The sequence below is a fragment of the Methylobacterium ajmalii genome (genome assembly GCF_016613415.1).
Lineage (GTDB): Bacteria > Pseudomonadota > Alphaproteobacteria > Rhizobiales > Beijerinckiaceae > Methylobacterium > Methylobacterium ajmalii.
In genome coordinates, this window is record NZ_JACWCT010000026.1 from 83,491 (window position 1) to 108,781 (window position 25,291).

The 25,291-nt window shown below is 69.8% G+C and carries 21 protein-coding genes and 4 tRNA genes; 22 read left to right on the plus strand and 3 right to left on the minus strand.

The features are described 5' to 3' along the window. Nucleotides 1-205 precede the first annotated feature (205 nt). Together trpE and HPY23_RS04605 are read right to left on the minus strand one after the other, a co-directional pair. Nucleotides 206-1,720 (minus strand): anthranilate synthase component I, encoded by a 1,515-nt coding sequence (trpE, locus tag HPY23_RS04600; protein WP_091886103.1) that lies wholly within the window; start codon nucleotides 1,718-1,720, stop codon nucleotides 206-208. A 4-nt stretch (nucleotides 1,721-1,724) separates the two neighbouring features. Then, nucleotides 1,725-3,629, minus strand: a complete 1,905-nt coding sequence (locus HPY23_RS04605) for a SurA N-terminal domain-containing protein (protein ID WP_091886106.1) — start codon at nucleotides 3,627-3,629, stop codon at nucleotides 1,725-1,727. A 162-nt stretch (nucleotides 3,630-3,791) separates the two neighbouring features. Here HPY23_RS04605 and tpiA point away from each other — a divergent pair, with 162 nt between their 5' ends. Beyond that, nucleotides 3,792-4,553, plus strand: a complete 762-nt coding sequence (gene tpiA, locus HPY23_RS04610) for a triose-phosphate isomerase (protein ID WP_091886109.1) — start codon at nucleotides 3,792-3,794, stop codon at nucleotides 4,551-4,553. A 718-nt stretch (nucleotides 4,554-5,271) separates the two neighbouring features. Continuing rightward, on the plus strand, nucleotides 5,272-6,165 hold the full coding sequence (locus tag HPY23_RS04615; protein ID WP_091886111.1) for a helix-turn-helix domain-containing protein: 894 nt from the start codon (nucleotides 5,272-5,274) through the stop codon (nucleotides 6,163-6,165). A gap of 194 nt (nucleotides 6,166-6,359) precedes the next feature. Here the strand turns inward: HPY23_RS04615 and HPY23_RS04620 are convergent. Beyond that, nucleotides 6,360-6,435: transfer RNA gene (locus HPY23_RS04620), tRNA-Val, on the minus strand. A gap of 284 nt (nucleotides 6,436-6,719) precedes the next feature. Here HPY23_RS04620 and HPY23_RS04625 point away from each other — a divergent pair. From HPY23_RS04625 to HPY23_RS04720, 20 genes are all read left to right on the plus strand, one after another. Beyond that, nucleotides 6,720-6,796, plus strand: a tRNA-Asp gene (locus HPY23_RS04625). A gap of 44 nt (nucleotides 6,797-6,840) precedes the next feature. After that, a tRNA-Asp gene (locus HPY23_RS04630) sits at nucleotides 6,841-6,917 on the plus strand. Nucleotides 6,918-6,969: 52 nt separating this feature from the next. Then, nucleotides 6,970-7,046: transfer RNA gene (locus tag HPY23_RS04635), tRNA-Asp, on the plus strand. 117 nt (nucleotides 7,047-7,163) lie between these two features. After that, a complete protein-coding gene (locus tag HPY23_RS04640) occupies nucleotides 7,164-7,898 on the plus strand; it encodes a hypothetical protein (protein ID WP_139234945.1) in 735 nt (244 codons plus the stop codon). Nucleotides 7,899-7,905: 7 nt separating this feature from the next. After that, a complete protein-coding gene (locus HPY23_RS04645) occupies nucleotides 7,906-8,460 on the plus strand; it encodes a CAP domain-containing protein (RefSeq protein ID WP_082742373.1) in 555 nt (184 codons plus the stop codon). Nucleotides 8,461-8,766: 306 nt separating this feature from the next. After that, nucleotides 8,767-9,132 carry an NADH-quinone oxidoreductase subunit A gene (locus tag HPY23_RS04650; protein WP_060845602.1) on the plus strand — a complete coding sequence of 122 codons (366 nt, stop codon included), beginning with the start codon at nucleotides 8,767-8,769 and terminating at the stop codon, nucleotides 9,130-9,132. Between the two features lie 50 nt (nucleotides 9,133-9,182). Next, on the plus strand, nucleotides 9,183-9,764 hold the full coding sequence (locus HPY23_RS04655; protein ID WP_048425437.1) for a NuoB/complex I 20 kDa subunit family protein: 582 nt from the start codon (nucleotides 9,183-9,185) through the stop codon (nucleotides 9,762-9,764). Nucleotides 9,765-9,774: 10 nt separating this feature from the next. Beyond that, nucleotides 9,775-10,437 carry an NADH-quinone oxidoreductase subunit C gene (locus HPY23_RS04660; protein ID WP_091886117.1) on the plus strand — a complete coding sequence of 221 codons (663 nt, stop codon included), beginning with the start codon at nucleotides 9,775-9,777 and terminating at the stop codon, nucleotides 10,435-10,437. Nucleotides 10,438-10,443: 6 nt separating this feature from the next. Then, nucleotides 10,444-11,634 (plus strand): NADH-quinone oxidoreductase subunit D, encoded by a 1,191-nt coding sequence (locus HPY23_RS04665; RefSeq protein WP_091886120.1) that lies wholly within the window; start codon nucleotides 10,444-10,446, stop codon nucleotides 11,632-11,634. Nucleotides 11,635-11,693: 59 nt separating this feature from the next. Beyond that, on the plus strand, nucleotides 11,694-12,797 hold the full coding sequence (nuoE, locus tag HPY23_RS04670; protein ID WP_091886123.1) for an NADH-quinone oxidoreductase subunit NuoE: 1,104 nt from the start codon (nucleotides 11,694-11,696) through the stop codon (nucleotides 12,795-12,797). 48 nt (nucleotides 12,798-12,845) lie between these two features. Further along, the gene (gene nuoF, locus HPY23_RS04675; protein ID WP_048425441.1) at nucleotides 12,846-14,147 is read left to right on the plus strand and encodes an NADH-quinone oxidoreductase subunit NuoF; all 1,302 of its coding nucleotides are present in this window, start codon (nucleotides 12,846-12,848) and stop codon (nucleotides 14,145-14,147) included. Between the two features lie 99 nt (nucleotides 14,148-14,246). Then, on the plus strand, nucleotides 14,247-16,328 hold the full coding sequence (gene nuoG / locus HPY23_RS04680) for an NADH-quinone oxidoreductase subunit NuoG (RefSeq protein ID WP_091886126.1): 2,082 nt from the start codon (nucleotides 14,247-14,249) through the stop codon (nucleotides 16,326-16,328). Between the two features lie 13 nt (nucleotides 16,329-16,341). After that, nucleotides 16,342-17,364, plus strand: a complete 1,023-nt coding sequence (nuoH, locus tag HPY23_RS04685; RefSeq protein WP_060845607.1) for an NADH-quinone oxidoreductase subunit NuoH — start codon at nucleotides 16,342-16,344, stop codon at nucleotides 17,362-17,364. Between the two features lie 23 nt (nucleotides 17,365-17,387). After that, complete coding sequence (nuoI, locus tag HPY23_RS04690; protein ID WP_048425444.1) at nucleotides 17,388-17,876, plus strand: NADH-quinone oxidoreductase subunit NuoI; 489 nt, start codon at nucleotides 17,388-17,390, stop codon at nucleotides 17,874-17,876. Nucleotides 17,877-18,061: 185 nt separating this feature from the next. Next, nucleotides 18,062-18,682: an NADH-quinone oxidoreductase subunit J gene (locus tag HPY23_RS04695; protein ID WP_091886130.1), complete on the plus strand. Its 621-nt coding sequence runs from the start codon at nucleotides 18,062-18,064 to the stop codon at nucleotides 18,680-18,682. Nucleotides 18,683-18,805: 123 nt separating this feature from the next. Further along, nucleotides 18,806-19,111, plus strand: coding sequence for an NADH-quinone oxidoreductase subunit NuoK (nuoK, locus tag HPY23_RS04700; RefSeq protein WP_048425446.1), 306 nt, complete (start codon nucleotides 18,806-18,808; stop codon nucleotides 19,109-19,111). Nucleotides 19,112-19,193: 82 nt separating this feature from the next. Then, nucleotides 19,194-21,338: an NADH-quinone oxidoreductase subunit L gene (gene nuoL, locus HPY23_RS04705; RefSeq protein ID WP_091886134.1), complete on the plus strand. Its 2,145-nt coding sequence runs from the start codon at nucleotides 19,194-19,196 to the stop codon at nucleotides 21,336-21,338. Nucleotides 21,339-21,360: 22 nt separating this feature from the next. Continuing rightward, nucleotides 21,361-22,881, plus strand: a complete 1,521-nt coding sequence (locus HPY23_RS04710; protein WP_048425448.1) for an NADH-quinone oxidoreductase subunit M — start codon at nucleotides 21,361-21,363, stop codon at nucleotides 22,879-22,881. Between the two features lie 10 nt (nucleotides 22,882-22,891). Then, the gene (gene nuoN, locus HPY23_RS04715) at nucleotides 22,892-24,337 is read left to right on the plus strand and encodes an NADH-quinone oxidoreductase subunit NuoN (RefSeq protein ID WP_091886137.1); all 1,446 of its coding nucleotides are present in this window, start codon (nucleotides 22,892-22,894) and stop codon (nucleotides 24,335-24,337) included. Between the two features lie 4 nt (nucleotides 24,338-24,341). Next, nucleotides 24,342-25,142, plus strand: a complete 801-nt coding sequence (locus tag HPY23_RS04720) for a biotin--[acetyl-CoA-carboxylase] ligase (protein ID WP_200602027.1) — start codon at nucleotides 24,342-24,344, stop codon at nucleotides 25,140-25,142. Nucleotides 25,143-25,291: the final 149 nt, after the last annotated feature.

The following is a 25,291-nucleotide window of genomic DNA, read 5'->3' on the forward strand; positions in this document are numbered from 1 at the left end:
GCCGCCATCTCCCGACGTCATCCTGGGGCTCGACGAAGTCGAGAACCCGGGATCCATAACCGCTGACGGGGCAGGATGAGGTGTGCAGCGTTCCGCTTCAACCTGGACTGTCAGCGGTTATGGATCCCGGGTTCCGCTGCGCGGCCCCAGGATGACGTTGGTGGACTTGAAGGCGCCATCGCATAGCTGCGGGCGCGACCAAGCGTTACTGCCCCCGCCGCGCCTGCGCGGCGAAGCGCACCGCCTCCTCCGCGGCCCGGAACTGCGCCTTGGCCTTGTTGATGCATTCCTGCTGCTCGGAGGCAGGATTCGAATCGTGCACGATGCCGGCCCCGGCCTGGACGTGCATCCGGCCGTCCTTGACGATGGCGGTGCGCAGCACGATGCAGGTGTCCATCTGGCCGTCGGCGCCGAAATACCCGATGCAGCCGCCGTAGGGCCCGCGCTTCTCGCGCTCCAGTTCGTCGATGATCTGCATCGCCCGCACCTTCGGGGCGCCCGAGACCGTGCCGGCGGGGAATCCCGCGGCGAGCGCCGAGAGGGCGTCGTGCCGGGGATCGAGGCGGCCCTCGACGTTCGACACGATGTGCATGACCTGGCTGTAGAATTCGAGGAAGAACGAATCCGTCACCCGCACGCTGCCGATCTCGGCGACGCGGCCGACGTCGTTGCGGCCGAGATCGAGCAGCATCAGGTGCTCGGAGCGCTCCTTGGGATCGGCCAGGAGCTCGTCGGCCAGCGCCCGGTCCTGCTCCGGCGTGGCGCCGCGGGGCCGCGTGCCGGCGATCGGCCGGATGGTGACCGCGCCGTCGCGCACCCGCACCAGGATCTCGGGCGAGGAGCAGACGATCTGGAAGCCGCCGAAATCGAGGAAGCACAGGAACGGTGCCGGGTTGACGCGGCGCAGCGCCCGGTAGAGCGCCAGGGCCGGCAGGCCGAACGGCGATTCGAAGCGCTGCGACAGCACCACCTGGAAGATGTCGCCGGCGGCGATGTACTCCTTGGCCCGCGCCACCATGGTGTGGAACTCGTCGGGCGTGACGTTCGAGACCTGGGTCGGCGTCGGGATCTCGGCCGGGTTCTGGCGCGCCTCGACCGGCAGCGGGCCCTCGAGGGCGTCGGCGGCCGCTTCGAGCCGGGCAAGCGCCCGCTCGTAGGCGGCCCTGGCCGAGATCCCGGCGACCGGCCGGATCGGCGCCACGAGCGCGATCTCGTCGCGCACCGCGTCGAAGATCACCATCACGGTCGGGCGGACCAGGATCGCGTCCGGCACCCCGATCGGGTCGGGATGGGCCGGGCCGAGCCGCTCCATCTCCCGCACCATGTCGTAGCCGAGATAGCCGAAGAGGCCGGCGGCCATCGGGGGCAGGCCGGGCTCGGCCGGAATCGCGCTCTCGGCGATCAGCGCCCGCAGGCTGTCGAGGGGGGCGGCCTCCTCGGGCGCGAAGGCCGCGAGGTCGGGCGCCACGGCCCGTTCGGCCCGGCCGTCGGCGCAGCGCCAGGCGAGGTCGGGATCGACCCCGATCATCGAGTAGCGGCCGCGCACGGCGCCGCCCTCGACCGATTCAAGCAGGAAGGCGGCGCCGTCGCGGCCGGCCTTCAGCTTCAGGAAGGCGGCGACCGGGGTCTCGAGATCCGCCACCAGGGTGGTCCGCAGGAGGACCGGCCGGCCCTCGGCATAGGCGGCGGCGGCGGCCTCGGGGGAGGGGGCGACCAGCACGGGATCAGTACTCGCCGCCGATGGCCCGCCGGAAGGCGGCATCGTTGACCGAGACGCCGGCCTGCTTCTGCACGTCGGCGATGTACTGGGCCAGGATGTCGTCGGCCAGCGCCGTGCGGTACTGCTGCTCCACCGCGACGGCACCGGCCGCACTCGGCACGAAGGCCGGCACCGTGGCGTTCGTCACCCGGAACACCGCCCGGGCGGTGTCATCGCCGGCGGCAGTGCCGGCCTTGCCGACCGGGGTCGCGAAGATGCGGGCGACGCTCTCGGCCGAGAGGCCGTCGCGCCCGCGGCCGCGGGCGAGGTCGGTCACGGTCTTGGCCTCCTGGCCGAGGGACTTCGCGACCTCCTCGATCGCCTCGCCCTTGTCGAGGCGCTCGGTCGCCTCGCGGGCCTTGGCGGCGAGGCGGCGGGCGACCTCGTCGGCCTTCCACTGGGCCGTCACGGCGTCGCGGACCTCGGCCAGGGGCTTGTCGTGGGCCGGGTCGACCTTGGTCACGTCGTACCAGACGTAGCCGCCGGCGCGGGTGCGCAGGGCCTCGTTGTCGGCACCCATGTCGCTGCGGAAGATCGCCGCCAGCGTCGCGTCCTTGTCGGGGATGGCCTCCACCGCCTTGCCCTGGGGATCGCGGCCCTGCGCGTCGACCGCCGGCACGCTGACGAGGGTCAGGCCTTGGTCGCGGGCGATGTCGGCCAGCGGCTTGGCGCCGGCGCGCTGGTCCTCGATCGCGTCGTGGACCTTCTCCAGCCCGTCCCGGGCCTTGTCGAGGGCGACCTCGGCGCGGATCTCGCCCGCCACCTCCTGGAACGGCTTGCGCGCCGCCGGCTGCACCGCGGTCACCCGCAGGAGCACCGTGCCGAAGCGGCCCTTCACCGGCTCGCTCACGGCGTTCGCCTCCGCGGCGAAGGCGGCGTCGGCGACCGCCGGGTCGAACAGCTCGGACTTGGCGAAGGTGCCGAGATCGAGCGCCTTGGCGTCGAGGCCGCGCTCGGTCGCGACCTGGTCGAAGGTCGCCTGGCCGCCGCGGATGCGGGCGAGCGCGGCTTGCGCGTCGGCGTCGTTGGGGAAGACGATCTGCTGGATCGACCGCTTCTCGGGCGTGCCGAAGCGGGTCTTCTCGCTCTCGTAGCGGGCCCGGGCGTCGGCGTCCGTCACCGCGTCGGGCTTGGCGAGCGTCGCGGGATCGAGGACCAGCAGGTTCACGCTGCGGTACTCGGGCGCCCGGAATGCGCCCTTGCGCTCGGTGTAGAAGGTCGTGACCTGCTCGTCGGTCGGGGCCGGGATCTCGCCGGCGGCCGAATCCGGCAGGGTGAAGGTCGCGGCGGCGCGGCGCTCGGAGGTGTAGCGGTGGATCGCCTCGCGGGCGGCGAGCGAGACCGGCAGATCGGCGGTGATCGCGTCGGCGAGCTGGAGGCGGGCGGCGACCGCGCGCTGCTCCTGCACGAAGCCCTGCTCGGTCAGGCCGGCCTGCCGCAGGGTGTCGCGGAAGGTGTTGACGTCGAAGGCGCCGTTCGTGCCCTTGAAGGCCGGCTCCTCCTGGATCAGCCGCACCACCGTCGAATCCGGGATGCGCAGCCCGAGGTCCTTGGTCTTCTGGTCGAGGGAGGCCTCGGTGATCAGCTGGGCCAGCACCTGGCGGTCGAGGCCGAGCGCCTTGGCCTGATCCGGCGTGATCGGCCGGCGGCTCTGGCGCGACAGGCGCTGGAGCTGGTTCTGGTAGGCGGTGCGCAGGGCCTCGGCCGGGATCTGCGTGCTGCCCACCGTCGCGACCGCGTTGCTGCCGCCGCCGCGGAAGATGTCGCCGATGCCGAAGATGGCGAGGCCCGCGATCAGGAGGCCGAACACCACCGTCACCACGATCTTGCCGAGCCAGCTCTGGCTGGCGGCGCGGAACCCCTGGAGCATCGCGATCCTCAAAAGCCATGGGGGCGCCTGCCGCGAGGGGACGCCCGGATGGGGCCGCGATACCCCATAAGCGCCGCAAGGCAAAGAGCGCCCCCCGGACGTTTGCCGCCCGGCGGCGGACCTGTTACCCGGCGACGCTTGATCGAGGATCGGGGGAGAGACATGACGACCGAACGGCCGCGTCCGCTGGTGGCGGGAAACTGGAAGATGAACGGCCTCCAGGCTTCGCTGGCGGTCGCCGAGGCGGTCCGCGACGGCCTCGATGCGGGGCTGGCCGCGCGCATCGACGTGCTGGTCTGCCCGCCCGCGACCCTCGTCGGCGCGACCGCCGCGGCGCTGAAGGGCTCAGCCGTCCAGGTCGGCGGCCAGGACGTCCACGCCGAGGCGAACGGCGCCTATACCGGCAACGTCTCGGCCGAGATGCTGGCCGATCTCGGCGCGCGCTACACCATCGTCGGCCATTCCGAGCGCCGGGCCTACCACCACGAGAGCGACGCCGACATCCGCGCCAAGGCGCTGGCCGCGCGCCGCGCCGGCCTCGTCGCCATCATCTGCGTCGGCGAGACCCGCGAGGAGCGCGAGGCCGGCCGGACCCTCGAGGTCGTGGGCGGCCAGCTCGCCGGCTCGCTGCCCGACGGCGCCACCGCCGCCGACACGGTGATCGCCTACGAGCCGGTCTGGGCGATCGGCACCGGGCTCACCCCGACGGTCAACGACGTGGCGCAAGTCCACGCCCTGATCCGGAAGGAGCTCGAGGGCCGGCTCGGCGCCGAGGGGGCGAAGCTGCGCATCCTCTACGGCGGCTCGGTGAAGCCCTCGAACGCGGCCGAGCTGATGGGCGTCGCCAACGTCGACGGCGCGCTCGTCGGCGGCGCAAGCCTGAAGGCCGAGGACTTCCTGGGGATCGCGGCGGCGTATCGCTGAGGCACGCGGCCCCGCGCGCGTCCTCCACCGGGATTCAACCCCATTGATTATCCCGGGGCTCGCCGAAGGCGGGGCCCGGGACCCATGAAGGCCGGCGCTTCAGAACGCGGCCGAGATCGTGCCGCTTCGCCTGGAGGCCTTGGGCACGGGATGACGAGCCCCCGGGTTCAGTCGTCCGGGCGCCATAGATCAGTCGATCCGTGACTGCAGGAACGCGACCGGATCCGGCGCGGTCCGGTCGAAGACCGCGGCAGCGTAAGAGGCGAGAGTCCAGCTACCACCCGTTGCCGTCCAGGCGGCAGCCCGTCGGGGATCGTGCATGGCGCGCGGCAGCGCCACTTCCCGGTTTCCCATCAGGCAGACGACGGAATCGGGCTCACGCGACTGCAGGAGCCGGATGGCCCCGATGGTGCGGGCAATCTCAGGTCCCTTGTCGACGCAATCGCCGAGGAAGACCAGCTTCCGCGATCACCCTTCGCAATGATCCGCGGTCATGGCGAGCAATCTCTCAAATTCGCTCGCGCAGCCGTGAACATTGCCGATTGTATATGTTAAATATTACACGCAAGAATACTGAATATTTTGACGACAGCACGGTAGATCGCGCACAATAACGGCGCTGGCACCCTGCAATAATTGGTCGACCGACCTGGCAGCGCCATCCGGTCAGTGCGGCTTCGAGGCGTATCACGACCTCTACGCGACAGCCGCCGACGCGGTGAGGCTGGACGAGACCTTCGCGGTCGCGGTGACGGCCGAGCGACTCGGTGGCATGATCTTGTTCGACCGACAGCTTCGGGGCGTCGCGCATGCACGCCCGCGCCGGCGGGTTCTGCGCAACGGCTTCGATCACTTCACGGCCCAGATCGTCCTCGACGGAGCCCTGACGGTCGGCACGCCGAACGGCAGCCGGATCGTCGGACCGGGCGAATGCGCCCTCATCGACATGAGCCAGCCCATGGAGACGAGGGCGAGCCAGGCCCGCGTCATCACGCTGTCCATCCCCCGCGACGTGATCGAAGTGGCCGCGCCCGAGCCCGGGCGCCTGCACGGTGCGGTCCTGCCGCAGGATCGGGCACGCCTGCTGACCGGGTTCCTGCACTCCGTGCTCGACGAACTACCTCGTCACGGCGCGAGCGATCGCCAGCGGTTGGAGCGAGTGACTGCGGAGCTCCTCGCCCTTACGCTTGCAGGCCACGTCCCGCCAGCATCGGACGCGGTGCGGACGGCCAGCGCGGCGGCCTGCCGCCGCCGGGCCCGACGCTACATCGATGCGCATCCGGGGACGACGCCCGACGATGTCTCGCGGGCCGTCGGCGTGTCGCGCTCCGTGCTCTATCGGGCCTTCGAGGCGAGCGGCGGCGTCGCCCGCGTGATCCGCTCCCACCGGCTCGCGCGCCTGCGCGCCCTGCTGGCGAGCCCCGACGAGTGCGGCCGGATTTCCGATCTCTCCCGGGCCTGCGGCTTCTCGAGCGAGTCCGATTGCAGCCGCGCATTCAAGGCGGCCTACGGCGTGTCGCCGAGCGACTACCGCCATCTCCGACGGGCCGAGAGCAATCCGGGCGCCGCATCCCCTCAGGGCCTCGCCGAATGGTGGGACGATCTGCGCTGAACCGTCGCCGCCGCTGCGCCGCGTCGGCGCGTCGCGGTGTTCGAACCTCGATGCGGATCCGGTCGGACAAGGACCTTGCGCGGCTATGGCCCGGCGAGACCGTGGGACCGGTCGCGGACGGCGGCTTCTGGCGGATTGGATGGCGAAAGGGCCCTGCCGATGGCGGCACCGAGGGCCTGAGCCATCGCGGGCATTGGTGGGCGGTGACGGGCTCGAACCGCCGACCCTCTCGGTGTAAACGAGATGCTCTACCAACTGAGCTAACCGCCCGGGTGCCGGCATCGTTAAGGGGCTCGGGCCGCGAGTGCAAGACGCTGCATGCAAGACGCTGCATGCAAGCTGCGGCACGGACAAGGTCCTTTGCAGCGGGGGGCAAAGCTCTGTCCACGGGCGCCGGCGAGGCCTGTCGCGGATGCGGAACGGGCCGCGTGCGATGGGCCGGCGACACCCCGCGCGGCACCCCGGGAACCCCTCCCGGCTTTCTTGAGCCGGCGGCTTGACAGGGTAGGGGGCTCCCCATACACCGCAGCCATCGCAGCACTGCGAGACGCCGGGCGGACGTAGCTCAGTCGGTTAGAGTGCCGGCCTGTCACGCCGGAGGTCGCGGGTTCGAGCCCCGTCGTCCGCGCCACTTCCTTCAGGGATAAGGCGTTTCTGTAGTGCAATGCGCCATGTGCGGACGTAGCTCAGTCGGTTAGAGTGCCGGCCTGTCACGCCGGAGGTCGCGGGTTCGAGCCCCGTCGTCCGCGCCATTCCTCTCGGAGGAATGGAAGCCGAGGCTGCATGGTGAAGCGAGCGCGCCGCGCGGGCGTAGCTCAGTTGGTTAGAGTGCCGGCCTGTCACGCCGGAGGTCGCGGGTTCGAGCCCCGTCGCCCGCGCCATTTCCCTCGCTGAAAAACGACTTCCAAGATCTGACCCTAAGGCAACGTCAATCATCGTTGGCCTAAGGCATTCCCGTATGGAATGCGGTGCTGCGGATTTATTGGTCCAACATTGGCGTGAGCCGGAAATTCGCCATCCTGATGGCGGCGACCGTGCTCGGTCTCGGCGCGGTGATGCTCCATGCCCTGCGCGCCAACCACGACAGCCAGGTCGGCGAGCGGGTGGCGAAGCTCCGCGCCCTAACCGACGTGGTGGTCGCGACCGCGCCGGGCCTCGAGGCGGAGGTGAAGGCCGGCACGTTGACCCGCGAGGCCGCCATGGCGACGGTCCAGCGCCGCTCCACCGCCATGCGGTATGATGGCGACAACTGCGTCGCCGTCTACGACTTCTTCGCCGACCAGACCGACCGGGCGACGCAGGAGATCTCCGCCCAGGTCGCGGCGATCCAGAACACGATCCGCCGGGCGACCGCCGCGATGGGCGAGGTCGCCGAGCGGGCCCGGGCGATCAACGGCGTCACCGACCGGTTCGCGACCGCCGTCGAGACCCAGGTCGGGGCGACGCAGGCGATCGTGCACGGCGTCGCCGAGACGGCCGCCGGCACTGCCGCGGTCCGCGGCGCGGTCGAGGGCCTCGCCCTCGACGCCGAGGCCACCGGCGACGCCGCCCGCCGGGTGCTGCAGGCCGCCGGTGCGGTGGCGCAGCAATCGGCCAGCATCGGCGCCGAGGTCCGACGGTTCCTGGCGACGCCGCGGGCCGCCCGAGGCCGCCCGCACATCGCCACAATCCCCGCACAGGTGGCGCCGCCGGCCCGGACTCGCCCGGGCCGCGCCGCCCGCCCCGAGGATTGACGAGACGATGCCCCAGCCGCTCCGTTCGATGGCCCCAGCCCGGCCGGCCGGGAGCCCGCGTTGCGGGGCGACCCGGCGCCCGCTCGTCCTCGCCGCCCTCGCGGGGGTCGGCCTGGCGCTCGCCGGGTGCAGCGGCAGCGCGCTCCTGCCGGCGCCCGACCTGCCCACGAGCCCGGTGATCCTCGACGAGGCCGCGGCGGCGGCGGCGATCTCGCGCTACCGGGCGAGCCACGGCCTCGGGCCGGTGACGGTCGATTCCTCCTTGATCCGCGCCGCCTCGTACCAGGCCGATTCCAACGCCCGCGCCGGACGGCTGTCGCACGAGGTCGGCGGCACCTTCGACGCGCGCCTCAAGCGGGCCGGCTTCGGCGGGCGCTACGCCGCCGAGAACCTGAGCGCGGGCTCGGCCACCTTCGACGAGGTGCTGAAGCGCTGGCAGGTCTCGCCCGAGCACAACCGCAACATGCTGATGCCGCAGGTCAGGCGCGTCGGCATCGCCCGGGTCGACGCGCCCGGCAGCCGCTACAAGCGCTTCTGGGCCCTGATCCTCTCCGACGGCTGAGCCCCGCCGTCGCCCCGCGCTGCGGCATGGCGACCGGTCCGGGCCCGGCCCGGGAGCGGGGAGGGCCCCCCTGCGACGATACTCCCCGGCAGGCCGCGGCCCGCCGGCGTTGTGCGCCGCGTGCATGTCCTTATGTAGCGCGGAGACGTTCGCGGTTTGTGCGGTGCGAACGCCCCTTGTTTCGCAATACCCGCTCGTTTAAGCCTCGCGGCACCTTCCGGGCTTTGGAACCGTTCCGATGACGGCCCCGGCGGCCCGCGGCGCGGGCCCGCGCCCAACGCTCGCGCCAACCCTTGGGGATGCTCGATGAACGGCCTCCTGTCGGATTATCTGCCGCTGGTGATCTTCATCGGCGTGTCTCTCTTCATCGCCGTGGCGCTCCTCGTGGCCCCGTTCCTGGTGGCCTACAACAGCCCGGACCCGGAAAAGCTCTCGGCCTACGAGTGCGGGTTCAACGCCTTCGACGACGCGCGCATGAAGTTCGACGTGCGCTTCTACCTCGTCGCCATCCTGTTCATCATCTTCGACCTCGAGGTGGCCTTCCTGTTCCCGTGGGCGATCACGTTCGGGGACCTCGGCTGGTTCGGCTTCTGGTCGATGATGACCTTCCTCGGCGTGCTCACCGTCGGCTTCGTCTACGAGTGGCGCAAGGGCGCCCTCGAGTGGGACTAGCAGCCGGAACGCGTAGAGCCGCCCCCGAGACGTAGGAACCGGACCCCACCATGGCCCTCACCACCGTCCGCGCCCCCGAGATCGCGCCGCAGCCGAAGGGTATCCTCGACCCGGCCACCGGCAAGCCGATCGGCGCCAACGACCCGACCTTCCTGACGATCAGCGACGAGCTCGCCGATCGCGGCTTCCTGCTCACCACCACCGACGACCTCATCACCTGGGCCCGCACCGGCTCGCTGATGTGGATGACCTTCGGGCTCGCCTGCTGCGCCGTCGAGATGATGCAGATGTCGATGCCGCGCTACGATTGCGAGCGCTTCGGCTTCGCGCCCCGCGGCTCGCCGCGCCAGTCCGACGTGATGATCGTCGCCGGCACGCTGACCAACAAGATGGCCCCGGCGCTGCGCAAGGTCTACGACCAGATGCCGGAGCCGCGCTACGTCATCTCGATGGGCTCATGCGCCAACGGCGGGGGCTACTACCACTACTCCTACTCGGTGGTGCGCGGCTGCGACCGGGTGGTCCCGGTCGACATCTACGTCCCGGGCTGCCCGCCGACCGCCGAGGCGCTGCTCTACGGCGTGCTGCTGCTGCAGAAGAAGATCCGCCGCACCGGCACGATCGAGCGCTGAGGCCGGACCCATGAGCAACGGCATCACCATCCGGGCCCACACCCAGACAGAGCAGGGCGACGCCGCCCTCCAGGCCCTCTCGGACACGCTCGCCGCGAGCCTGGGCGCCGCGATCACCGACCGGGCGCTCACCTTCGGCGAGCTGACCCTGATCGTCGAGGGCTCCGAGATCCTGCGGGTGCTCACGCACCTGCGCGACGATCCCTCCTGCGCCTTCTCGACCTTCATCGACATCTGTGGCGCCGACTATCCGGGCCGCGCCAAGCGCTTCGACGTCGTCTACCACCTGCTCTCGATGCGCCATAACCGGCGCATCCGCGTGAAGGTGCAGACCGACGAGCGCACCCCGGTCCCCTCCGCCATCCCGGTCTTCCCGGCCGCCAACTGGTTCGAGCGCGAGACCTACGACCTCTACGGCATCCTGTTCTCGGGCCATCCGGACCTGCGCCGGCTGCTCACCGATTACGGCTTCGAGGGCCATCCCCTCCGCAAGGACTTCCCACTGACCGGCTTCGTCGAGGTCCGCTACGACCAGGACGAGGCCCGGGTGGTCTACGAGCCCGTGCGACTGACGCAGGAATTCCGCAACTTCGACTTCCTGTCCCCCTGGGAGGGCACCGACTACGTGCTCCCGGGCGACGAGAAGGCCGACAAGGCACCGGCGAAAGGCTGAGCCGACATGGGCGAGCACAGCATCCGCAACTTCTCGATCAACTTCGGCCCGCAGCACCCGGCGGCGCACGGCGTGCTGCGCCTGGTGCTGGAACTCGACGGCGAGGTGGTCGAGCGCGTCGACCCGCATATCGGCCTCCTGCACCGCGGCACCGAGAAGCTGATCGAGGTCAAGACCTACCTCCAGGCGACGCCCTATTTCGACCGGCTCGACTACGTCGCGCCGATGAACCAGGAGCACGCCTTCTGCCTCGCGGTCGAGCGGATGCTCGGGATCGAGGTGCCGCGCCGTGCCAAGCTGATCCGCACGCTCTACTGCGAGATCGGCCGGCTCCTGTCGCACCTCCTCAACGTCACCACGCAGGCGATGGACGTTGGCGCCCTCACGCCCCCGCTCTGGGGCTTCGAGGAGCGCGAGAAGCTGATGATCTTCTACGAGCGCGCCTCGGGGGCTCGTCTCCACGCCAATTACTTCCGGCCGGGCGGCGTCCACCAGGACCTGCCGCCGAGCCTGATCGAAGACATCGAGGCGTTCTGCGAGACCTTCCCGCAGGTGGTCGACGACCTCGACAACCTCGTGATGGCCAACCGCATCTTCAAGCAGCGCAATGTCGACATCGGCATCGTCACCGTCGAGGAGGCGCTGGCCTGGGGCTTCTCGGGCGTGATGGTGCGCGGCTCCGGCATCCCATGGGACCTGCGCAAGTCGCAGCCCTACGAGGCCTATGCCGAGATGGAGTTCGACATCCCCGTGGGGAAGAACGGCGACACCTACGATCGCCAGGTCATCCGCATGGAGGAGATGCGCCAGTCGGTGCGCATCATGAAGCAGTGCATCGCCAAGCTGCGCGAGCCGGCCGGCCAGGGGCCGATCGCCACGCAGGACGGCAAGGTCGCGCCGCCGCCGCGGCGCGAGATGAAGCGCTCGATGGAGGCGCTCATCCACCACTTCAAGCTCTACACCGAGGGTTTCCACGTCCCGGCCGGCGAGGTTTACGCCGCGGTCGAGGCGCCCAAGGGCGAGTTCGGCGTCTACCTCGTGGCCGACGGCACCAACAAGCCGTATCGCTGCAAGATCCGCGCTCCGGGCTTCGCCCACCTCCAGGCGATGGACTGGATGTGCCGCGGGCACCTGCTGGCGGACGTGTCGTGCATCCTCGGCACGCTCGACATCGTGTTCGGCGAGGTGGATCGGTGAGGGGGCTCGCGCCCGTACCCGCCCCCGTCGGACACGTTTGAGACATGGACGTTTGAGACATGGCCAACCGCAGATTAGCCCCCGTTTCCGAGCAGCCCGAGAGCTTCGCGTTCACGCCTGAGAACGCCGAGTGGGCCAAGGGGCAGATCGCCAAGTACCCGGAGGGGCGCCAGGCCTCGGCGGTGATCCCGCTCCTGTGGAAGGCGCAGGAGCAGAACGGCGGCTGGCTGCCGCAGAAGGCGATCGAGGCGGTGGCCGACCAGCTCGGCATGCCGCATATCCGCGTGCTGGAGGTCGCGACCTTCTACACGATGTTCGCCCTCGAGCCGGTCGGCCGCTACTGGATCCAGGTCTGCGGTACCGCCCCCTGCGACGTCTGCGGTGCCCGCGAGCTGAAGAAGTACCTGCACGAGCGGCTCGGCCCGTCCGGCCATGTGAGCCCGGACGGCAACTTCTCCTGGCTCGAGGTCGAGTGCCTGGGCGCGTGCTGCAACGCCCCGATGGCGCAGATCAACCACGACTACTTCGAGGACCTCACCCCTGAGTCCCTCGGCAAGCTGATGGACGACCTCGCGGCCGGACGGCCGGTGAAGGTCGGCTCCCAGATCGGCCGCACCTCCTCCGAGCCCAAGGACGCGGTCTCGACCCTCCAGGACGAGACGCTGTTCGACGGCTCGCGCGTCGGCGCCTGGCGCAAGCGCTTCGAGGAGGAGGGGCTGAAGGAGACCGGCGCCGACGCGACCGGCGAGAAGGCCCGCACCGACGCGTCGGCCGCCGAGAATCCGAAGGCCGCCCGTCCCGATGCCGGCCGCGCCACCGAGAGCAAGGCCGCTGCCGCTCCGGCGCATGCCCAGGCTCCAGCCGGCGTCGAGCCGAAATCCGACAAGGGCGAGGTGACGCCGGACCGCACCACGGTGGCGGTCCCCCGCACCGGGCCCGAGACCGTCGGCGCGCCCCAGAGCGGCCGCTCCTACACCATGACCCCGGTGAAGCCCGAGGAGGGCCGTCCGGTGGCGGCGCCCAAGGGCACGACGCCGGAGGCCGGCGCCGAGCCGGCGACGGCCGCCGGGAAGACCGACGGGTCGCAGGCCAAGCCCGTCGGCCTGACCAACGCCGACAAGGCCGCCGACAAGGGTCCGCCCGGCCCGAAGGCGAAGCCGTAATCTCGACCATGATGTCCCTTTTCACAGCAGGCCTGTAGGACGATCGCCATGCTCGCCGATCAGGATCGGATCTTCACCAACCTCTATGGTCTCCACTCCCCCGGCCTCGAGGCCGCGAAGAAACGCGGCGCGTGGGACGGCACCAAGTTCCTGCTGCAGCAGGGACGGGACTGGATCATCGAGGAGATGAAGAAATCGGGCCTGCGCGGCCGCGGCGGCGCCGGCTTCCCCACCGGCCTGAAGTGGTCCTTCATGCCGAAGAAGTCGGACGGCCGGCCGCACTACCTCGTGGTCAACGCCGACGAGTCGGAGCCGGGCACCTGCAAGGACCGGGAGATCATGCGGCACGATCCGCATCTCCTGATCGAGGGTTGCATGCTGGCCTGCTTCGCCATGGGCGCGCATGCCTGCTACATCTACATCCGCGGCGAGTACGTCGCCGAGAAGCACGCGCTCCAGCGCGCGGTGGACGAGGCCTACGCGGCCCGCCTCGTCGGCGAGAGCAACGTCCACGACTACCCCTTCGACATCTACGTCCACCACGGCGCCGGCGCCTACATCTGCGGCGAGGAGACGGCGCTGATCGAGAGCCTCGAGGGCAAGAAGGGGATGCCGCGGCTGAAGCCGCCGTTCCCGGCCAATATGGGCCTCTACGGCTGCCCGACGACGGTCAACAACGTCGAGTCGATCGCGGTGGCGGGCACCATCCTGCGCCGTGGCGGCGCCTGGTTCGCCGGCCTCGGCCGCCCTGGCAACACCGGCACCAAGCTGTTCTGCGTCTCGGGCCACGTCAACAAGCCCTGCAACGTCGAGGAAGAGCTCGGGATCACCTTCCGCGAGCTGATCGACCGGCATTGCGGCGGCATGCGCGGCGGCTGGGACAACCTGCTCTGCTCGATCCCCGGCGGCTCCTCGGTGCCGCTGGTGCCGGCCGCCGAGATCATCGACGCGCCGATGGACTTCGACACGCTGAAGAACCTGAAGTCGGGTCTCGGCACCGCCGCCGTGATGGTGTTCGACAAGTCGACCGACATGGTCGCGACGATCGCCCGCATCGCGTACTTCTACAAGCACGAGTCCTGCGGCCAGTGCACCCCGTGCCGCGAGGGCACCGGCTGGATGTGGCGCGTGATGCTGCGCATGGCGGAAGGCCGGGCGCAGAAGCGCGAGATCGACATGCTGCTCGACGTGACGAAGCAGATCGAGGGCCACACGATCTGCGCGCTCGGCGACGCCGCCGCCTGGCCGATCCAGGGCCTGATCCGGCACTTCCGCCCCGAGATCGAGAAGCGGATCGACCGCTACACCGCCAACCCGCATCCGACCCCGGTGCCGATGGCGGCGGAGTGAGGCGGTGCCCCGTCTCACCCACCCTGGATCGTATCAACGGTTCGCCGGCCTGACGCGCGGAGACGTGCGCGCCGCGGGCCTCGCCCGAGAGTTGACCGCATGACCAAGATTCTCGTCGACGGCATCGAGGTCGATGTCCCGCCGGACTACACCCTGCTCCAGGCCTGCGAGGTCGCGGGTGCGGAGATCCCCCGCTTCTGCTTCCACGAGCGGCTGTCGATCGCCGGCAATTGCCGCATGTGCCTGGTGGAGCTGAAGGGCGCGCCGAAGCCCGTCGCCTCCTGCGCCTGGGCCGTGCGCGACTGCCGCCCGGGCCCGAACGGCGAGCCGCCGGCGGTGTCGACCAAGTCGGCCCTGACCAAGAAGGCCCGCGAGGGGGTGATGGAGTTCCTCCTCATCAACCACCCGCTCGATTGCCCGATCTGCGACCAGGGCGGCCACTGCGACCTGCAGGACCAGGCGATGGCCTACGGCGTCGACTCGACCCGCTACGGCGAGAACAAGCGCGCCGTCGAGGAGAAGTACATCGGCCCGCTGGTGCGGACCGCGATGAACCGCTGCATCCACTGCACCCGCTGCGTCCGCTTCCTGGCGGAGGTGGCCGGCGTGCCGGATCTCGGCGCCATCGGCCGCGGCGAGGACATGGAGATCACCTCCTACCTCGAGCGCGCGATGGAATCGGAGCTGCAGGGCAACGTCGCCGACCTCTGCCCGGTCGGCGCGCTGGTCCACAAGCCGCAATCCTACAACGTCCGCCCCTGGGAGCTGAACAAGACCGAATCCGTCGACGTGATGGATGCGGTCGGCTCGGCGATCCGCGTCGACACCCGCGGCCGCGAGGTGATGCAGATCGAGCCGCGGGTGAACGAGGCGATCAACGAGGAGTGGATCTCCGACAAGACCCGCCACGTCGTCGACGGCCTGCGCCTGCAGCGCCTCGACCGGCCCTACCTGCGCGAGAACGGCCGCCTGCGCCCGGCCTCCTGGGCCGAGGCCTTCGGGGCGATCGCGGCGAAGCTCAAGGGCGCCGATCCGAAGCGCGTCGGCGCGATCGTCGGTGACCTCGCGGGCGCGGAAGAGATCTTCGCGCTCAAGACCCTGATGGGCGCGCTCAAGGTCCAGAACCTCGATTGCCGCCAGGACGGCGCGATGATCGATCCGGCCTGGGGCCGGGCCGCCTACACCTTCGGGCCGGGCATCGCCGGCATCGAGCAGGCAGACGCGATCCTGATCGTCGGCGCCAACCCGCGCACCGAGGCCTCGCTGCTGAACGCCCGCATCCGCAAGCGCTGGCGGCTCGCGCCGATCCAGATCGGCGTGATCGGCGAGGACGCGGACCTCACCTATCCCCACACCTATCTCGGCGCTGGTCCCGAGACCCTGGCCGAGGTGGCCTCGGGCCGTCACAGCTTCGCGGAAGCCTTCAAGGCCGCCGAGCGGCCCCTGGTCATCGTCGGCCAGGCCGCGCTCGCCCGTCCGGACGGTGCGGCGCTCCTCGCGGCGGTCGCCAAGCTGGTCCAGGGCCTCGGTGCCAAGGCCGAGGGCTGGAACGGGCTGGGCGTGCTGCAGAACGCGGCGTCCCGCGTCGGCGCCCTCGATCTCGGCTTCGTGCCGGGGGAGGGCGGGCTGAGCTTCGCCGAGATGGTCGAGGCCGGCGCGCTCGACGTGCTGTTCAACCTCGGCGCCGACGAGGTCGAGGTCGGTCCTGGCGCCTTCGTGATCTACCAGGGCACCCACGGCGACAAGGGCGCCCACCGCGCCGACGTGATCCTGCCGGGCGCGGCCTATACCGAGAAGTCGGCGACCTACGTCAACCTCGAGGGCCGGGTCCAGCTCGCCAACCGCGCCGCCTTTCCGCCGGGCGACGCCCGCGAGGATTGGGCGATCCTGCGCGCCCTTTCGGACGTGCTCGGCCACCGGCTGCCGTTCGACTCGCTGAACGCGCTGCGCAAGGCGCTCTACGCCGCGCATCCGCACTTCGCCGGCATCGACCAGGTCGCCCCGACCGACGGTGCCGCGGCGCTGACGACGCTGGCGGGCCTCGCCGGCGAGCCCGGCCGCGAGGCGTTCCGCCCCGCGGTGGCGGATTTCTATCTCACCAACCCGATCGCCCGCGCCTCGCGGGTGCTCGCCGAGTGCTCGGGTCTCGCCCGCGGGCGGGCCCTCGAAGCGGCGGAATGAGGAGCACCGACCGATGACCGTCTGGGAGGTGCTGGGCACCGTCCTCCTCGTGGCCCTGAAGAGCGTGGCGCTGCTGGTGGCGCTGCTTGTCTTCATCGCCTACGCGCTGCTCGCCGACCGCAAGATCTGGGCGGCCGTGCAGCTGCGCCGCGGCCCGAACGTGGTCGGGCCCTGGGGCCTGTTCCAATCCTTCGCCGACCTCCTGAAGTTCGTGCTGAAGGAGCCGGTGATCCCGGCGGGCGCCAACAAGAGCCTCTTCCTGCTGGCGCCGCTGATCTTCGCCACCCTGGCGCTCGCGTCCTGGGCGGTGATCCCGCTGGCCGACGGATGGCCGATCGCCGACATCAACGTCGGCATCATCTACATCTTCGCGATCTCGTCGCTCGGCGTCTACGGCGTCATCATGGGCGGCTGGGCCTCGAACTCGAAATACGCCTTCCTGGGTGCGCTCCGCTCGGCGGCCCAGATGGTGTCCTACGAGGTCTCGCTCGGCTTCGTGATCGTCACGGTGCTGATGTGCGCCGGCTCGCTCAACCTGTCGCAGATCGTGCGGGCGCAGGACACCTCGCTCGGCATCCTCGGCTGGTACTGGCTCTGGCTCTTCCCGATGTTCGTGGTGTTCTTCATCTCGGCGCTCGCCGAGACGAACCGCCCGCCCTTCGACCTGCCGGAAGCCGAATCCGAGCTCGTCGCCGGCTACATGGTGGAATACTCCTCCACCCCGTACCTGCTGTTCATGCTCGGCGAGTACGTCGCCATCGTCACGATGTGCGCGCTCGGCACGATCCTGTTCATGGGCGGCTGGCTCTCGCCGATCCCGTTCGCGCCCTTCACCTGGGTGCCGGGCCTGATCTGGTTCGCGCTCAAGGCCAGCTTCCTGTTCTTCATGATCGCCATGGTGAAGGCCATGGTGCCGCGCTACCGCTACGACCAGCTCATGCGGCTGGGCTGGAAGGTGTTCCTTCCGCTCTCCCTCGTCATGGTGTTCGTCGTCGCCTTCGTCCTCAAGCTGACCGGCCTGGCGCCGGTCTCCTGAAGCCCCCCGTCGGAGAACGAGCCATGAAGCTCGACCAGGTCGCCCGCGGCCTGCTGTTGAAGGAGTTCGTCACCGGGTTCGCCCTGGCGATGCGCTACTTCTTCAAGCCCAAGGCGACGATCAACTACCCCTTCGAGATGGGCCATCGCGGCCCGCGCTTCCGCGGCGAGCACGCCCTGCGGCGCTACCCCAACGGGGAAGAGCGCTGCATCGCCTGCAAGCTGTGCGAGGCGGTGTGCCCGGCCCAGGCCATCACCATCGAGGCGGGTCCGCGCCGCAACGACGGCACCCGGCGCACCACCCGCTACGACATCGACATGGTGAAGTGCATCTATTGCGGCATGTGCCAGGAGGCCTGCCCGGTGGACGCCATCGTCGAGGGGCCGAACTTCGAGTTCTCGGTCGAGACCCGCGAGGAGCTGCTCTACGACAAGGAGAAGCTGCTCGCGAACGGCGACCGCTGGGAGCGCGAGATCGCCCGCAACATCGCGGCGGACGCGCCCTACCGCTGAGCGCGGGCCGGGGAGGGTGGGAGCGCCCTCCCTCGAGGATAGGGGAGGGCGGCGATCCTTCCCCATCGACGCCACATTCGCCGCTCCCCCGGTTGTGCGCCGCGGGAGCGGGTTCTATAGACGAGCCGCCGGCACGCTCCGGGGGTCGGGCAGGAGGCCGCCGCCAGGCGGCATGAATTCAGCGCATGACCGCAGCCGCCGCCTTCTTCTATCTGTTCGCCGCGATCACCGTCGCCTCCGGCTTCATGGTGATCGCCTCGCGCAACCCCGTCGTCTCGGTGCTCTTCCTCATCCTCGCCTTCGTGAACGCCTCCGGGCTGTTCGTGCTGATGGGGGCGGAGTTCCTGGCCATGCTCCTGGTCGTGGTCTATGTCGGCGCCGTCGCAGTACTGTTCCTGTTCGTCGTCATGATGCTCGACGTCGACTTCGCGGCGATGCGCCAGGGCTTCCAGGACTACCTGCCGGTCGGCGGCATGATCGGGGCGGTCTTCCTGGTCGAGCTGCTCCTCGTGGTCGGCTCCTGGGCGATCGATCCGGGTCTCGTCCACGGCCCGCTGGCGGTGTCGCCGGGCTCCGGGACGGTGACCAACACGCAGGCCCTCGGCCTCGTTCTGTACACCAACTACTTTTTCTTCTTCCAGATCGCCGGCCTGATCCTGCTGGTCGCGATGATCGGCGCGATCGTGCTGACCCTGCGCGACCGCCCGGGCGTCAAGCGCCAGGACATCGCGATCCAGAACGCCCGCACCCAGGCCAGCGCCGTCGAGGTCCGCCAGGTCCCGACCGGGCAGGGCGTCGAGGTCTGACGGGCCGGCCCGCGGCCGGACGAGTTCGTGCGGGGCTGCCCCAAGCCTCGCGATGGTGATGGCAAGAGCGGCGGGGCAGGTGCCCCGCGACACGAAGGCGGCCGCCCGCGGCCGAGAGGCACGATGATCGGTTTGAGCCATTACCTGACGGTCGCCGCGATCCTGTTCACCCTCGGGGTGCTCGGCATCTTCATCAACCGCAAGAACATCATCGTGATCCTGATGTCGGTCGAGCTGATCCTGCTCGCGGTGAACATCAACCTGGTGGCGTTCTCGACCCATCTCGGCGACATCGTCGGCCAGGTCTTCGCCCTGTTCGTGCTGACGGTCGCCGCCGCGGAGGCCGCGATCGGCCTCGCCATCCTGGTGGTGTTCTTCCGCAACCGCGGGTCGATCGCCGTCGAGGACGTCAACATGATGAAGGGCTGACGCGGCTCGCCCGAGCCCGCACGCCCTTTCCCCCAGAACCAGCGCCACAGCGGCAACCGCCACGCGAGGCCGGGACCCGAGCATGTACCACGCGATCGTCTTCCTGCCCCTGATCGGCTTTCTCATCGCCGGTCTGTTCGGGCGCCGCATCGGCCCGCGGGCCAGCGAGGTGGTGACCACCGGCATCCTCGTCTTCGTGGCGCTCCTGTCCTGGGTCGCCTTCTTCGAGGTGACCGGCGGGCACGGCCACGGCGCCACCAAGGTCCATGTCGCGACCTGGTTCACCGCCGGCGACCTCGTGGTCGACTGGGCGTTCCGGGCCGACGCGCTGACCGCGGTCATGCTGGTGGTGGTCAACAGCGTCTCGGCGCTCGTCCACCTCTACTCGATGGGCTACATGCACGAGGACCCGCACCGGCCGCGGTTCTTCGCCTACCTGTCGCTCTTCACCTTCGCCATGCTGATGCTGGTGACGTCGGACAACCTCGTCCAGATGTTCTTCGGCTGGGAGGGCGTCGGCCTCGCCTCGTACCTGCTGATCGGCTTCTGGTACGAGAAGCCCTCGGCCAACGCGGCCGCCATGAAGGCGTTCATCGTCAACCGCGTCGGCGATTTCGGGTTCTCGCTCGGCATCTTCCTCTGCTTCGTCCTGTTCGGCGCGATCTCGTACGATGCGATCTTCGCCAAGGTGCCGGAGCTCAAGGACGCGACCTTCCACCTGCTCGGCTACGACTGGAACGCCCTGACCATCTGCTGCCTGCTGCTGTTCATGGGCGCGATGGGCAAGTCGGCGCAGTTCCTGCTGCACACCTGGCTGCCGGACGCGATGGAGGGCCCGACCCCGGTCTCGGCGCTCATCCACGCCGCCACCATGGTGACCGCCGGCGTCTTCATGGTCGCCCGCCTGTCGCCGCTCTTCGACGCGGCGCCGAACGCGCTCATCGTCGTCACGGTGATCGGCGGCATCACGGCCTTCTTCGCCGCCACCGTCGGCCTGGTGCAGAACGACATCAAGCGGGTCATCGCCTACTCGACCTGCTCGCAGCTCGGCTACATGTTCGTCGCCCTCGGCGTCGGCGCCTACGCGGCGGGCGTGTTCCACCTCTTCACCCACGCCTTCTTCAAGGCGCTGCTGTTCCTCGGCGCCGGCTCGGTCATCCATGCGATGCACCACGAGCAGGACATGCGGAACATGGGTGACCTGCGTCGCTACATCCCCTTCACCACCGCCATGATGGCGATCGGGACGCTCGCGCTGATCGGCTTCCCGTTCACCGCCGGCTTCTACTCGAAGGACGCCATCATCGAGGCGGCCTACGTCTCGACCCGGCCGGGCCACACCCTGGCCTTCCTGGCGACCGTCATCGCCGCCTTCATGACCTCGTTCTACTCCTGGCGCCTGTTCTTCCTGACCTTCGAGGGCCGGGCCCGCTGGCAGAACGCGCACGGCCACGGCCATGACGACCACCACGCCGACGCGCATCATGCGGTCGCGCATGCCCCGGTCGCGCATGCCCAACTCGCTCACGCCTCGGCTCAGGCCGACGGCGCGCCGGGCCACCATGAGGGCGTCGCCCACGACGACAAGGGCCACGACGTCGAGCCGGCCTCGCACTCGGCGATCGAGCACCACGATCACCACGCCCATACCCCGCACGAGAGCCCCAAGGTGATGACGATCCCGCTGGCGATCCTCGCCCTGGGAGCGCTCTTCGCCGGCCTGGTGTTCAAGAACCGCTTCATCGGCGAGGGCATGGACGAGTTCTGGAAGGGCGCGCTCGCGCACGGCCCCGACAACCACATCATGCACGACATCCACAACGCGCCGGCCTGGGTGCAGCACTCGCCCTTCGTGATGCTGGTGCTGGGCTTCCTGCTCGCCTTCTGGATGTACATCCGCCGGCCGGAGCTGCCGCACCAGCTGGCCCAGAACCAGCCGCTGCTGTACCGCTTCCTGCTCAACAAGTGGTACGTCGACGAGATCTACGACCGGCTGTTCGTCCGCCCGGCCAAGGGCTTCGGAGAGTTCCTGTGGAAGGTCGGCGACGGCCGGATCATCGACGGGATGGGCCCGAACGGCATCGCCGCCCGCGTCGTCGACGTCACCCGCGGGGTGGTCCGCCTGCAGACCGGCTACGTCTACCACTACGCTTTCGTGATGCTGGTCGGCGTCGCGGCCCTGGTGAGCTGGTACCTCATCACCGGCGTCTCCGCGGCCACCCACTGACCTGACCGGAGAACAGAGACTCATGCTCGGCCTCGGGATCCTCTCCGGCCTCCTCGTCCTGCCCCTCGTCGGCGCCGCGTTCATCCTGACGCTGCGCGGCGACGAGGAGTCGGTCCGCCGCAACGCCCGCTGGGCGGCGCTCATCGCGACGCTCGCCACCTTCCTGCTCTCGCTCGTCGCCTGGGGGCGCTACGACACCGCGACCTCGCAGTTCCAGCTCGTCGAGACCCATGCCTGGCTGACCGACACGATCCGGTTCAAGCTCGGCGTCGACGGCTTCTCGATGCCGCTGGTACTGCTCACCACCTTCCTGATGCCGTTCTGCGTCGGCGCCTCCTGGCTCTCGATCGAGCACCGGGTGAAGGAGTACTTCGTCGCGTTCCTGGTCCTCGAGACCACGATGATCGGCGTGTTCTGCGCCCTCGACCTGGTGCTGTTCTACCTGTTCTTCGAGGCCGGCCTGATCCCGATGTTCCTGATCATCGGCATCTGGGGCGGCAAGCGCCGGATCTACGCATCGTTCAAGTTCTTCCTCTACACCCTGCTCGGCTCGGTGCTGATGCTGCTCGCCATCATGGCGATGTACTGGCAGGCCGGCACGACCGACATCCCGACCCTGCTGCAGACCCGCTTCCCGGCGAACATGCAGATCTGGCTCTGGCTCGCCTTCTTCGCCTCCTTCGCGGTGAAGATGCCGATGTGGCCGGTCCATACCTGGCTCCCCGACGCCCACGTCGAGGCGCCGACCGCCGGCTCGGTGATCCTGGCGGGCATCCTCCTGAAGATGGGCGGCTACGGCTTCATCCGGGTCTCACTGCCGATGTTCCCGGACGCCTCCCATTACTTCGCCCCGATGGTCTACACGCTCTCGGTCGTGGCGATCATCTACACCTCGCTGGTCGCGCTGGTGCAGACGGACATCAAGAAGCTCATCGCCTACTCGTCGGTGGCGCATATGGGCTTCGTCACGCTCGGCCTGTTCACGCTCAACGAGCAGGGCATCCAGGGCGCCCTGTTCCTGATGATCTCGCACGGCATCGTCTCGGGCGCGCTGTTCCTCTGCGTCGGCGTCATCTACGACCGGATGCACACCCGTGAGATCTCGGCCTACGGCGGCCTGGTGAAGCGGATGCCGCTCTACGCGGTCGCCATGATGGTATTCACGATGGCCAATGTCGGCCTGCCGGGCACCTCGGGCTTCGTCGGCGAGTTCCTGGCCATGATGGGCGCCTTCCGGGCCAACCCGATGGTCTCGTTCTTCTCGGTCTTCGGCATCATCCTGTCGGCGGCCTACGCCCTGTGGCTGTTCGCCCGGGTGGTCTACGGCAAGCTCGAGAAGCCGAGCCTGCAGGGGATCACCGACCTCGACCGCCGCGAGATGCTAATCCTCGCCCCGCTCGTGGTGCTGACGATCTATTACGGCGTCCATCCCGGCCCGATCCTCGACGTCTTCGCGCCATCGACCGACGCGCTGATGCAGGGGATGCGCGCCGCCCTCTCCACGACCCAGACCGCTGCCGCGGCTCTGCCGGTCCCGCACTGAGTTTTTCGCGATGAACGCCGCTCAGATCGTCATGCCCGCCCTCGGGCCCGCCCTGCCGGAGCTGATCCTGTCGGTCGGCGTCCTGGTGCTGATCCTCTACGGGGCCTTCAAGGGCGAGCGCTCCACCGAGGGCGTCAGCGTCGGGGCCCTGATCATCCTGATCCTCGCGCTGTTCGCGGTGGTCAGCCAACCCTTCGGCGCCAAGGTCACCACCTTCAACGGCTCCTTCATCGTGGACGGGTTCGCCCGTTTCATGAAGGCGTTGACCCTGATCGGGTCGGCTGCCGCGATCCTGCTCGCGAAGGAGCATTTCGAGCGCGAGCGCATCGCCCGGTTCGAGTACCCGATCCTGATCGTCCTCGCGACGATCGGCATGATGGTCATGGCCTCGGCCAACGACCTGATCGCGCTCTACATGGGCCTCGAGCTGCAGAGCCTGGCGGCCTACGTCATCGCCTCGTTCCACCGCGACGACGTGCGCTCGACCGAGGCCGGCCTGAAGTACTTCGTGCTCGGCGCCCTCTCGTCCGGCATGCTCCTCTACGGGGCCTCGCTGGTCTACGGTTTCACCGGCACCGTCTCGTTCCCGCACATCGTCACCGCCTTGCGCGAGGGCTCGGGGATCGGCGTGGTGCTCGGCGTGGTGTTCGTCGCCGCCGGCGTGTCGTTCAAGCTCGCCGCCGTGCCGTTCCACATGTGGACGCCGGACGTCTACGAGGGCGCGCCGACCCCGGTCACCGCCTTCTTCGCCTCGGCCCCCAAGATGGCCGCGATGGCGATGGCGGTGCGCGTCTTCATCGGCGCCTTCCCGGTCATTACGCCGGAATGGCAGCAGATCATCGTGTTCGTGTCGATCGCCTCGATGGCGCTCGGCTCCTTCGCGGCGATCGGCCAGCGCAGCCTCAAGCGCCTGATGGCGTATTCCTCGATCGCCAATGTCGGCTACGCCCTCATCGGGCTCGCCGCCGGCACGGAGGAGGGCGTGCGCGGCGTCGTGATCTACATGGCGATCTACCTCGCCATGACGCTCGGCGCCTTCGCGGTGATCCTGTCGCTGCGCCGCGGCCGCCAGATGTACGAGACCATCGACGACCTGTCGGGCCTGTCGCGCACCCACCCGCTGGTCGCGTTCCTGCTCGCCATGATGATGTTCTCGCTCGCCGGCATCCCGCCGCTCGCCGGGTTCTTCGCGAAGTTCTACGTCTTCGCGGCGGCCATCAAGGCGAACCTGGTGCTGCTGTCGGTGATCGGCGTGGTGACGAGCGTGGTCGGCGCCTACTACTACCTGCGCCTCGTCAAGGTGATGTACTTCGACGAGCCGGCCGGCGCCTACGCACCGATGGGCCCGGGCCTGCGCATCGTGCTCGGCCTGTCGAGCGTCGTCGTGCTGCTGTTCTGGCTCGTGCCGGCGCCGCTGGTCGGTTTGGCCGGAGCCGCCGCCAAGTCGCTGTTCTAGCCGCATGACCTTCGTGCTCGACCCCGCGGCGACGGCCGCGGGATACCGCCTCGAGGTCCATGACAGCCTCGGCTCGACGAGCACGCAGGCCCTCGCCCGCGCCCGCGCTGGCGAGACCGGCCCGCTCTGGGTGGTGACGCGGGAGCAGACCGGAGGCCGCGGCCGGCGCGGCAAGGGCTGGAGCTGGATCCCCGGCAACCATGCCGCCAGCCTGCTCTGGCCGGTGCCGGCGGGTCTCGCCCCCGACCGGGTCGCGACGCTCGGCTTCGTCGCAGGCGTCGCGGTCGAGCGGGCGTTGCGCCGGGCCTGCGGGCCTGGCATGCACGGACGCCGCCCGGATTTCCGGCTGAAATGGCCGAACGACGTGCTGCTCGACGGCGCCAAGCTCGTCGGCATCCTCCTCGAGATGGAGACCCTGCCGGACCGCCGCGCGGTGGTGACGGTCGGAATAGGGATCAACGTCGCGGGGGCGCCCGACGGGCTGCCCTATCCGGCGACCTCTCTCGCCGCGGCGGGGTACGCGGTCGATGCCCCGGGCCTGTTCCGGCTCCTCAGCGCCGCCTGGGTCGAAGCCGAGCGCCTCTGGGACGAGGGAAAGGGCTTTTCCCGCATCCGTGAGGCCTGGCTCGCGGCGGCGGCGGGCCTCGGCGGACCGGTCAACGTCCACGCCGGCGGGCGCAGCGTAGCGGGAATCTTCGAGACGATCGACGAGGGCGGACGCCTGGTCGTGCGCCTGGAGGAAGGCGGCCACCTCGCGGTCTCGGCCGGCGAGGTGCATTTCGGGACGGCCGCCACGGCGGCGTGACGCGGGGGGAGGCGGCACGGCGCCGGGATGGCGACGGCGGCTCCCCCGACAGATCGGGTTTTCACGGCGGGGCGCCCCTGGCGCCGCCGCCGCGCGGCCGTTTCCGGCCGCAAAGGGACATGACGGCGCCGTGACCGTGACGGCAGACG